Annotated in this window: 9 protein-coding genes and 2 pseudogenes; all 11 read right to left on the bottom strand. The window is 32.4% G+C overall.

Features of this window, described 5'->3' with window-relative positions:
- Positions 1-186: 186 nt before the first annotated feature.
- Positions 187-1,767: a potassium/proton antiporter gene (locus IBJ83_RS08030; RefSeq protein WP_201276044.1), complete on the bottom strand. Its 1,581-nt coding sequence runs from the start codon at positions 1,765-1,767 to the stop codon at positions 187-189.
- 182 nt (positions 1,768-1,949) lie between these two features.
- Positions 1,950-2,189, bottom strand: a complete 240-nt coding sequence (locus IBJ83_RS08025; RefSeq protein ID WP_201276043.1) for a hypothetical protein — start codon at positions 2,187-2,189, stop codon at positions 1,950-1,952.
- A gap of 703 nt (positions 2,190-2,892) precedes the next feature.
- Positions 2,893-3,477, bottom strand: coding sequence for an MptD family putative ECF transporter S component (locus tag IBJ83_RS08020; RefSeq protein ID WP_201276042.1), 585 nt, complete (start codon positions 3,475-3,477; stop codon positions 2,893-2,895).
- 10 nt (positions 3,478-3,487) lie between these two features.
- Positions 3,488-4,192 (bottom strand): energy-coupling factor transporter transmembrane component T, encoded by a 705-nt coding sequence (locus IBJ83_RS08015; protein WP_000567178.1) that lies wholly within the window; start codon positions 4,190-4,192, stop codon positions 3,488-3,490.
- Positions 4,182-5,699 carry an ABC transporter ATP-binding protein gene (locus IBJ83_RS08010; RefSeq protein WP_201276041.1) on the bottom strand — a complete coding sequence of 506 codons (1,518 nt, stop codon included), beginning with the start codon at positions 5,697-5,699 and terminating at the stop codon, positions 4,182-4,184. The genes IBJ83_RS08015 and IBJ83_RS08010 overlap by 11 nt, the downstream gene beginning before the upstream one ends.
- A gap of 2 nt (positions 5,700-5,701) precedes the next feature.
- Complete coding sequence (locus IBJ83_RS08005; protein WP_201276040.1) at positions 5,702-7,411, bottom strand: ABC transporter ATP-binding protein; 1,710 nt, start codon at positions 7,409-7,411, stop codon at positions 5,702-5,704.
- A complete protein-coding gene (locus tag IBJ83_RS08000; RefSeq protein WP_201276039.1) occupies positions 7,404-9,143 on the bottom strand; it encodes an ABC transporter ATP-binding protein in 1,740 nt (579 codons plus the stop codon). Before IBJ83_RS08000 ends, IBJ83_RS08005 begins: the two co-directional genes overlap by 8 nt.
- Before the next feature lie 140 nt (positions 9,144-9,283).
- Positions 9,284-9,802 (bottom strand): ClbS/DfsB family four-helix bundle protein, encoded by a 519-nt coding sequence (locus IBJ83_RS07995; protein WP_000708365.1) that lies wholly within the window; start codon positions 9,800-9,802, stop codon positions 9,284-9,286.
- A 50-nt stretch (positions 9,803-9,852) separates the two neighbouring features.
- A complete protein-coding gene (locus IBJ83_RS07990) occupies positions 9,853-10,425 on the bottom strand; it encodes a TetR/AcrR family transcriptional regulator (RefSeq protein ID WP_000079884.1) in 573 nt (190 codons plus the stop codon).
- 64 nt (positions 10,426-10,489) lie between these two features.
- Positions 10,490-10,678, bottom strand: a pseudogene (locus IBJ83_RS08465) (DUF4368 domain-containing protein); the annotation flags it as partial.
- Between the two features lie 93 nt (positions 10,679-10,771).
- Positions 10,772-11,235, bottom strand: a pseudogene (locus tag IBJ83_RS07985) (type IV secretory system conjugative DNA transfer family protein); the annotation flags it as partial.

Raw genomic sequence — 11,235 nt, 5'->3', positions numbered from 1 at the left:
ATTCTCCTTTAATTCTAACATACAGGTTATGTTTTTTTATAATTTTTGGTCTCACATCATTTACAAATGTACATTTTCATATTAGTTAATCTTTTTTGTGTTTTGAACACCTAGGATATACAATATCTAGCACATATAATAAATGACTCGTGCATCTCCTCTTTGAAGATAGACACGAGTCATTTTCTATTTTATATTCTTCCCTTTAAACAGTAATATACGATCTTCCGTTTGGATCAGCGTACTACCTGTTGCTGGTATAATTTCATCGTTTCGATTAATTGAAATAATCAACTTATTTTTCGGAAGCTTCAAGTCACTGATATACTTATGATTCCATGCATGATGTTCTGTCACTGTAAATTCTATGAGATCTTGTCCGTTTGGATCAAAATACTCTTCACCGCTCCAAATAATAACATCGTTTGGTTTTAGAACAAGACTTCCATTAGGAACTAATGGCTTATCATCACGAATTACCTTTGCAATAATTAGGTGCTTATCTAAAGAAATATCTTTTATCTGACGATGTGCGAGAATACCACTCTCATCTACCACTGATTTTACAAATGTAATATTTCCTTTTCCAACATAGTAATTAAATGTTCTTAATACTTCATTACGAGGATCAATCATATGTAACTTTTCTGTTACCCACTTCATAGAGGAGCCTTGTATGAGTGATGATAGTAAGCAGACACCAAAGACAATATGGAAGATATCCACAGTACTTGTTTTATACTGATTCACTACCATAATTGCAAAGGCAATCGCAGCTGCTCCACGAAGCCCTCCCCAAGATACTAACCACTTTTGATTGCGCTTCAAATCAAATGGTAACATAAGTCCAAACACTACGATTGTTCTAACAATAAAGATGAGTACAATTGCAATGACAATCGCAAAGAATAAGTTCGTCAAGATATGTGCAGGTGTCGCAAGTAATCCCAAAATAAAGAACAACAGGATATTCATAATGTTAGACACACCATCAAAGAAGAATATCACCTCTTTCTTTGCGATAAAAACTTGATTTCCTAATATCAATCCAAGAATATATACTGTTAGATATCCATTACCATTCAACAGTTCACTAATCGAGAAGGATAATAGTACAACTGCAATGATAAAAACTGTAATAAATCCAGTCTTTTGAAGGTCTGTATATTCCATAAATTTGCGAATAATATAAGCAACGATTACACCAATGAGAATACCCCAGAATATCTGAAAGAATAATATTGTACCGATAGAAATCTGTTCACCTTTGATTAATGCTAAGAAAATACAAGTTAGTGTAAATGCCATCGGGTCGTTTGATCCGCTTTCAAGTTCTAAAAGAGATGCAGTATTGTATTTTAAATTTAGATTCTTTGAAGAAAGAATATTAGATACAGATGCGTAGTCCGTAGAGCCAATAATTGAACCAATTAAGAAGCTCTCTATCCAGCCAAAGCGTAGAATAAAATGTATCAATATTCCTGTCAGTAATGACGTAAATATTACTCCTAATGTTGATAGAATTAATGATTCAATTACGACAGTTCTTCCAGCTTTCCAGTTTGTGCCAAAGCCACCATAGAAGATGATAATTAATAATGCAATCTTCGAGAAGTTTTCCGCAAATTGGTAATCGTTAAAGTTAAAACCAATTAGACTGCTTACAATACCCAAAGACAAGAACAACATCAAAGAAGGAATCCCTGACTTCTTCACTATCTGAACTGCAATCAGAGCAGCCAGTAATATGACTGATATATAAAACATACGCTATCCACCTCCTATTGTTGTCATTATATCAAGATTTAGTATATCTTTCAAAACAAAGATATATGTGCTTGCATGTTTGGAGATACTACTATATGTAGTAAATTAACTGACTCAATACATCATTAAAACATACACTCAACTCACTTGCTATAATTCTAAGTTTGTTAACAATACTATCTTTACTTATTATAAATAATCTCCAATATATCCTCTATCGGATTAGATATACCCGAAATTACAGCATATCTCCTAAGCTTCCATATATTTTTATTTTGATTGTCTAAATATAAATTCCATACTCTTGAAAATTTTTTTGGATCTTGATTTTTCCTATCACGAATAATATCGCAAATTATATGTTCTATATCATAAACATTAACAGTATTTCCCATCATTGTTTCTACATGCATTATACCCATTTGATACTCAAGAATCCTTCTTTATCTGATACACGCTGACTTTCTTTTTAAACTGTTTTTGTAAAAAATATAGTTCATCAAAATCATTATAAGTTAGATCAAAATATATTCCACGCGATACTCTCTCAAGTTGTCCTTTACGAATCATATCCGTGAGATACCATGAATCAATATTATGACTTTATATTTTTCAAACTGTAATGATCCCATTATTTTGTTTAATAATATTCATCGAGTCAGTATTCATATATATATCTTCTTTCTGCACATTATTATATAATTGAAACCAAACAAAAAGAAGTAATGATTTTATTAGATTTATAGGATTCAAATACTGCATTTGCTACACCATCATCTTATTTCAAGCCTTTTCTCCATATTTAATTGTGCATATTTGACAGCAACGCTACCGTCTCGACATGCAATGATTCGTCTGTATGAATGAAACTCAAGATGTCTGTTTTAGGAAACTTGTCAAGTATACTTTTTAACGATAGGACAAGGGTATCGTTAAAAGGTTTGAGCTACCTTACAAGCCAAATTTGTATATCTACCATATTTTCTTCATCTAAACTTTAATAAATAAAATTATACCTAAAACACTCATCTTAATCTAGCTACTATAATTATAGTACTCAAAATACGCAAAAAAGAGCAAGTGTTTTTTCACCTGCTCCAAATAATATTATATTAAAAGATTTATTTAAATCACTCCGGCTTTTTCAAAATGTTTTTTAAGTATTCTTGTTGCAACGAATGCTCCTATGCAAGCAAGAACAAAAGTTATCAAGCCAAATCCTACTGCCCACGAAACTTTGAAATAAGATAATGCTTCATTTATTTGTGCTTCGCTCATTTTCCATTTTGATGCTCTTTCCACAAAAGAAGCTGTCCCGAATAAAATCACAGGAATTACTGTTCCTAAAAAATCTGCTAATGCAAATGTCCCATATCCAATAATCATTCGTCCCTTGCTCTCATAATTTCCTATAATCAAATCACATATAATTCCACCGATTACAGCAAAGACTGCATGAGGCAAATGTCCTCCTGACAATGCAATTAAACCAAGAAGCGTTCCTGATATTGTAAATACGCCCTTCTTTTTAACTTTCAAAGCCATAAGTATATAAACGGTAGCAGCTACCATAAAGCTAACTCCTGAAGCAATAAATCCTCCAATCACTGTTGTTGCCATAGCAAATGCAACCACCATGTATATGACAATTCCAATTGCATTAAAGATTCCGATTGTAATAAAATCACGACCATTTAATTTGTTTTTCATAAAAGTCCTCCTAATAAATTTTCTGTATTACTATCACAAGAGCAATCATCAAAGCTCCTAATAGTCCAATCAACAAATCCGCCCATCTAAACCTCAATTTTGTCAATGTAACCCTGTTCTCATCACTATCAAGTCCTCTAATGAGTGCTGAAGCTGACAGTTCATCTGAAATCTTAATCATCCTCATTAAAAGTGGAACAAGCGTATATTCAATATATTTAAATGGATGTAGCAACGGGAAAAATCTACTTGTTACGATTCCTCGAATCTTCATATTCTCTTTTAATGCCTTGAGTTCTATTCTTATAGTTGGTACAAACCTAAGCAAAACACTAAAAGGTATACCAATGCTTCTTGGTACTTTCATTCTATTTAATGCTTCAAGCATTTCACTTACACTTGTAGTCTTTGTTATATATCCACCAAACATAGCAATTAAGGTCATCCTTGATGCAAAGTAAATAAACATATATATTGCAAATACGATACTTGCTTCACGAAACTTTCCAAGCCCTAACTCTATGCAGTATAAAAGCACAAAAAACAAAATAAAGCGTAATGCTCTTTTCCACATACTACTGTATACATACAGAAAAAAGGCAAAGACAATCAGTCCGAAAAGTAGGATTGTATCGCTTATAAAAAAGCTGGTAAAGGAGGCAATTGGAAGTAGAATAAGTTTTATTCTCGGATCGACTGTTTTTCTATCTATCAAGTTCTCTACCTCCTCTCATCTTGTCTAATATGAGAAATTTGTTACTTTCACTCATATCTAAAACAGTTTCTATTTTTCCATCTCCCATTACCCACAGATCGCTTACTGTGTTTGCTAAAAACTCAAAATCATGACTTATTACCAAGACTGTTGTCCCATTTTTTAATTGTTCTTCAATCAATTTTGCCACCGAAAGCATTGAGTCTTTATCACAACCTGATGTTGGTTCATCATAGATAAAAACTTTTGCCTGTTTCATCATTCCACAAGCTATTGTCAGTCTTTGTTTTTCTCCTCTTGATAAAGCAAACGGATGCTTATCAATGTATTTGTCTAAGCCAAGTACACTCAAAATAGACTTTGCCTTTTGAGTATTTTCTTTTTTATCTTTACTTGAAATACCAAGTAGCATTTCATCAAGTACACTTTCCGAAAACAACTGATAGTCTGAATCTTGAAAGACAAAATATGACATATCCATTAAATCTTTATGATTAAGCGACTTATCTTTTCCAGCCCATATTGTTCCCTCTTTTATCTTCTCAAGTCCTGAAATCACTCTTGCAAAGGTGGTTTTCCCGGTACCATTTAAGCCTATAAGACCAATGGCTTTTCCACACTCCATATTGAAATCAAGATGATTTAAGATGTACTTGTTTTGTTTCTTTCCATCCTTAGCTACATTCGGATAGCAAAATCTCAAGCCTTTTCCGCTGATACTTTCATCATTTAATTGATATGAATCTTTCTTCTCACTTATCCTGTATTCTTCTAATTCAAGAGTTCTTAGCCCATTTTCATCCCAAAACTCCCCTTCAAGACGGATAACTTCTTCCCGACTCAAGTCCTGTGCAATCTCTCCATCTTTCACCAAAAGAAAACGGTCAAATAAAGATTTTACATAGTACAAACGATGCTCAATTAGAACAACTGTTGTTCCTTTTTTCTTTAATTTCTCCAAAATTAAAAACAGGTCAAATGTTGCTTTCATATCCAAATTTGCTGAAGGTTCATCCAAAATTAAAACTTTCGGATTCATCGCATAGATGCTTGCAATAGCTATCTTTTGTTTCTGTCCGCTTGATAATTCAAAAACAGATTTTCCTTTCAGTTCCTCAATATCCAGTTCTGCATATACTTCTTCTACTCTCTGTTTGATTTCATATCTTGATTTGCAGATCGTTTGAAGCCCAAAAGCTATTTCTTCATCTGTAGTTGTTGTAAAAAACTGACTTCTTGGATCTTGAAATACAGTCCCTACAATATGCCCTATTTCATGAAGTAATAATTTGCTTATATCTTTTCCGGACACAAAGGCTTCTCCTTTCATTTTGCCTTTGTAATAATGTGGTATAAGACCATTCATTACACTTCCAAGAGTGCTTTTACCACTTCCACTTTTCCCTGAAATTAAAACAAATTCACCTTTTTTAATTTCAAGATTTATATTTTTTAAAGCAGTTCGCCCATCTTCCCATTCATAAGAAACATTTTTTAACAAAATCATGATTATACCTCGTACTGAGCTTTCCATAATTTTGTGTAGTAACCATCTTTCTCAAGAAGTTCCCCATGCTTTCCTTTTTCAAGTAAATTTCCTTTTTGAAATACGAGAATTTGGTCAGCTTTTTGAATGGTTTTTAAATGATGAGCCACTACAAGTACAGTTCTATTCTTTGCAAGTTCTGTAATAGCATCTTGTATCAAAGATTCATTTACAGGATCAACATTACTTGTCATTTCATCAAGAATTAAAATAGGTGCATCCTTTAGAAAAGCTCTTGCAATAGATATTCTTTGTCTCTGTCCACCTGATAAAATCCCACCATTTTCTCCAATATCAGTTTCATAACCTTTTGGTAAACTCATAATGAAATCATGTATCCTCGCTTTCTTTGCAGCTTCAATGATTTCTTCTTTCGTTGCTCCTTTTTTACCTACCTTGATGTTTTCTTCAATGGTATTATCAAACAACTGAACATTTTGCATGACAATACTAATACGATCTAAAAGCTCATCATAAGGAATATCCCTTATATCAGTTCCTCCGAGGGTAATTTTTCCTTTATGCACATCATAAAATCTTAAAAGCAAGTTGGTTATAGTAGTCTTTCCACTACCTGATTCTCCAACTAAGGCTGTCATAGTTTTTTCAGCAATAGAAAAGCTCAATTTTTCCATTTTAAATTCATCTTTTTCATAGGAAAAATCTATGTTTTCAAAAGCTATATCATTATCCATCGGAACAATTCCATTCACTTTATCCGGGATTACATCTGCATATAAAATTCTTGAAAGTCTTTCGTAACTATCTACCGCCGAAACATAGTTCATATAGTGTTGTTCCATAGAAGCGAACGGCTTATAAAACTCTTTTGAAATTACTGCAAAGATAATAAAATTAAGTACATCAAGACTTCCCTTTATAACAAGTATTGCTCCTGCAATTAAAAGAACTAAATATCCAATATCCAGTAAAAACCCAAATATAGATAGCTGTTTTGCCTTGAATCTTGAAGCTACTTTGCTTGTTTCTCCAAACTTTTTTGTCTTGTTCATAAGCTCATTATCCAAGCTTTTATTGTTTGAAAAACTCTTTAGTACAGGTATTCCTCTAACATATTCAACAAATAAGCTAACCATATCAAGAAGTGCTGAATTATTCTGATTCTCTATTCTTTCAGATTGCTTAATTGTCAGATATAGAAAGACAAGTGCAATCGGAACAGATACAGCCATTAGAATAGCAAGTTTGAAATCAATACTTGCAAGACCGATAAATACGACTGCACCTATCAAAAAATCGCCAAACATTCTCGACCACATGTGTCCTACAACAAGAGACATATTATCAACATCTTTGTGTAAAATTGTATTGATCTCTCCCAGTCTTTCATTGGTATAAAATCCCAAACTGAATTTTTTCAATTTAATAATCATGCGTTCTCTGATTTGCTGAACAATATCAAAACCTGCACTATGCTTTTTCATATCTGCAACCATATTACAAATGCCTTTGAATACTACAAGTAATCCAATCGCAATAAAATATTTATATAGGCTTGCTAAGCTCGTTCCGTCAAAGATTTGGAACAGTATAGAAAATACGATAACAATCATGGCTATGGAGCTGAGTCCATAAAGGGCAAAGAATACACTTGATATAATCAAATCTCTCTTGCCGGTTTTTGTTAGTAGTTTTAACATTTCTCTAAACATTTTCTGTTACCACCTCTTTCAAATTCCATCTATCTACCTTGTTCTGTGCTTCAACCATATCCTTATAAAAATCACATCTTTTCATCAGTTCTTCATGGCTTCCTGCATCAAGAACAACGCCCTTATCCATAACTATAATCTGGTCTGAATCTCTAATCGTATTTAGATGATGAGCAATTGTAATGATAGTTTTATCCTTACTTAAATCATCAATCGCTTCACCGATTAGTCTTTCATTTTCACTATCAACAGCTGCCATTGCCTCATCTAATATTAAAATCGGTGCATTTTTAAGTATCATTCTCGCAATTGATATTCTTTGTTTTTCTCCACCGGATAACTTAACTCCCATTTCACCTACTCGTGTTTCATATCCATTTGGTAATGCTGAAATAAAATCATGGCATCTTGCTTTTTTAGCAGCTTCTATGACTTCTTCTTTTGTTGCATTTAGTTTTCCAATTGCTATATTTTCAAAAATACTTAAATCAAAAAGGATAACTTCTTGTTGCACACTACCAATCAGCATTGAGATATTTTCTTGACTATATTCTTTTATATCTTTTCCATTTATCAGTATTTGTCCTTCATCTGCATCCCAAAATCCCATAAGCAAATTAGATACCGTACTCTTTCCACAACCGCTTGCTCCTACAAAGGCGTTCAAACTATTTTTCTTAAAATTCAAATTGATATTTTTAAGCTCAAAGCTATCTTTTCCATATGCAAAATTCACATCTTTAAATTCTATGTTTCCAAATTCTAAACCTTGTTCTGTCTTTTTGTTTGGAAGTGGAACTGTTAATACTTTCCCTATCGCCTTTAACGCTTCCTTAAACACAATAGAAAAATGTTGCAATGTAGCCGTCTTACTTATAGATGCAGTAAAAGCAGACGATAAAATAATGGCAAGTATAAAATTAGGTGTTGTAATATTTCCATAGTAAAGAAATATACTTCCCAAAATCATGACAATAACTACTCCAATTTCCATAAATATGTCAATAAGTCCCATTGGAATTGTAACCATCCCCATGCTCTTTTTAACCCAGTAAATATATTCTCTTGCCGTTTTTAATGTTCTTTCACTAATTTCCTCTTCTTTAGCAAAAGCCTTAATCACAGAAATATTTTTTACATATTCCATTAGCTCTTCTCTCATCTTGTTTTCATGGTTAAAGTAAATAGCAAAGTTCTTATCCATTGTTTTCTGTGAAAGAACTTTTACCAAATACATGAGTGGAACTCCGGCAATCATTCCAAGAGCAAGACGTAGGTCCACAAAAATCATAGCTACAAAAATAATGGTAGGCAGAAGTGTAACTGACATTATTTCAGGAAGACCATGAGCAAGATATACTTCCACTTGTTCTACATCATGTTGAACAATGTTGGTAAGCTCCCCAGTATTATGTTCTTTAAAAAATCCCAAACTCAGTTTTTTCAGATGACCTATAATATCTAACCTAAGTTCTGTTAATTTTTCGTATGCTTTCTCATGGGCAACCTTTGTTGCAAAATAATAAAACACTCCTTTTAATACAAATGAAGTAAAGATTCCTAAGAAAATATATTTCAAATTATCTTCGCTAATATTGTTTGTGATTAAAGAACTAATCAAATATACGAGTAAGATTTGTGGTATCAAATCAAATACTATTTTTAAAGCAAGAAGTGAATTGGATAAGCCGTTTTTCCCAATCACTTTTTTTCTTAATTCTTTTTCCAGCATGAACAACTCTCCTTTCAAAATTGAATAATATTGAATTTTAATTCAGTATTAAGGTTTAAAGTAAGACTTTGCTGATTACGCAAAGTCTATTTTATCCGATCACTATATTTTTTTAAATTACTGTATCAGTAAATCAAAAATTATAGCACAATCTTTTTCCATTTTCTAATCTTAGTTCTAAACGTTCCAAAAGGGGCAACCGTATTAACATGAATAAACTTATAAACTTCCCATGTCGCTGTTTTAGTAGCTTCATCAGCCCATTTTCTCATATGCGGTTGAAATAATTCTTCTTCACTTAGTGTATCAATCATTGTATAGATAGATATAATATTTTCTTTCAATCGTTTCTTTAATTCTTCTATCGATAAATGAGCATAAGTATCGGTAAACCACTGATATAATTCTCCAAGTTGATTCCATTTAAACATATCCGACGGTGTCTTTACTTCAAAACCGTTTTTCTCATCTTTTTCCCATTTCAAAACTAATGTTGTCCATCCGAGTTGATAAGCAAGATTTTCTGCTGGTGTTCTGTCAACTTCAGGGACTCTCTTATCTTTGAGAGATTCAGGAATAATATCAAATTCAGAAATATACTTTTCAAAACTTTTATTTATCTCAGATTTCAGTTCTTCTTTATCTTTATATATCTTCAAAATATCTCCTCCAAAAATTTAAATTTATCGCATTTAAATATCAAATCAACTTACAATGATTCCACTCCCTTGTAATAACACTTTGCAATAAGTTTTAGCATATCTTTTGCCCACTTTTCACTTTGATAATGCCTTGCTATTTCAAGAAGTCCCTCTGTAAAGTTACTGGCTAAAATATGGGCAAGCATTGGATCATATTCCTGTTTCGATTGTCTTTTTAAACTTACTTCAATATGAACCTGCATTTGCGATATGAGTTTTTGTTTTGCTTCTGTATGCTTTGTACCTGAGCTTTTATCCATTAAAATAATTAACTTCTTACGATCTTTTAAAAGTTCATGAATATAATTTTCTCCAACTTCATCAAACCTTTCAGAAGCAGAACCTTTTTCCAAAGATTCTTCCTCATTAAAAGCTGACTCGAAGTTTATATAAACAGAACTTACTACTGCATCAAACAAAACTGCCTTATTTTTGAAATAGGTATAAATTAATGCCACAGGAATATCTGCTTCTTTTGCAATTTCTGTTAATTTGGCACCTCTATAATCCTTTTTATAAAATACTTTTTCTGCTGCTTCGAGTATTCTATTTCTAACTTCTTCTTTTAATACTTGTGCCATAGCACACCTCTTTCTGTACTAATACTGAATTTATATTTAATAATAAATCAAAATTCAATATTTGTCAAGTTAACTTTGTTTCCATATTTTTATACTCGCTTACTGGTATCCCTGTTCTTTTCAAAACCTTTAACTTATCCTGTTTTTTCTTTTCTCTCCTTGCCTTATATCTGTCCTCATATTCTTTTTGCTTGCCGTTTGCTTTACGTTTCAAGTAGTTTTGATGAAGTCGATCTTTTCTTGCTCGTTCTTTTTCTTCCTTCCTCTTAATTTCTTAAATAAAAAAGAATTAAGTAGTACATGTTTCACTAAAACAGTGATTAAGTGTTCTCCTTAATTCTATTACTCCAGCAGCCAATTTGTACTTTTTATATTGCTTCACCGCAAAGTGTGTCGGTTCTTTCTTCTCCAATGCTTCAAAGAGTCTATCAATCGGATTCATGTAGGTTTCATCATCTTCTCTTACCTCTGAAGCGTCTATCATATCAAGTAGTGTTGCAAAGTTCTTTTCTTCTCTTGGAGCCTCATACCAGATATATCCGATAAGTGCCGTATAGTAGAGCTTCTCAGCTTTCACCCAAAAGTTATCACCTGCTTTTTCTCCCTCGCCCTTCGTGTTTGAGATGATTGTCTGAACGAGTTTTAAAATATCTTTCTCAGAACGGATACATGCGAATGGATTGTACTTCATAGACTTTTGAAGTTTATGGGATTTAGAATTTTAATCTCATATCCATTATCTTCAAGCATCTTACCGCACTAAATCACTATCGTTCCTTTAGGATCGGTTACAAAATAGGACGAGTGCAT

The organism is Parvimonas parva, assembly GCF_016552165.1.
Lineage (GTDB): Bacteria > Bacillota > Clostridia > Tissierellales > Peptoniphilaceae > Parvimonas > Parvimonas parva.
This window is presented reverse-complemented; position numbering and strand designations above follow the sequence as displayed.

Excerpts from the sequence above, each read along its gene's own strand:
- IBJ83_RS08030 (WP_201276044.1), bottom strand. The coding sequence starts at position 1,767 with ATGTTTTATATATCAGTCATATTACTGGCTGCTCTGATTGCAGTTCAG.
- IBJ83_RS08025 (WP_201276043.1), bottom strand. The coding sequence starts at position 2,189 with ATGGGTATAATGCATGTAGAAACAATGATGGGAAATACTGTTAATGTT.
- IBJ83_RS08020 (WP_201276042.1), bottom strand. The coding sequence starts at position 3,477 with ATGAAAAACAAATTAAATGGTCGTGATTTTATTACAATCGGAATCTTT.
- IBJ83_RS08010 (WP_201276041.1), bottom strand. The coding sequence starts at position 5,699 with ATGATTTTGTTAAAAAATGTTTCTTATGAATGGGAAGATGGGCGAACT.
- IBJ83_RS08005 (WP_201276040.1), bottom strand. The coding sequence starts at position 7,411 with ATGTTTAGAGAAATGTTAAAACTACTAACAAAAACCGGCAAGAGAGAT.
- IBJ83_RS08000 (WP_201276039.1), bottom strand. The coding sequence starts at position 9,143 with ATGCTGGAAAAAGAATTAAGAAAAAAAGTGATTGGGAAAAACGGCTTA.
- IBJ83_RS07990 (WP_000079884.1), bottom strand. The coding sequence starts at position 10,425 with ATGGCACAAGTATTAAAAGAAGAAGTTAGAAATAGAATACTCGAAGCA.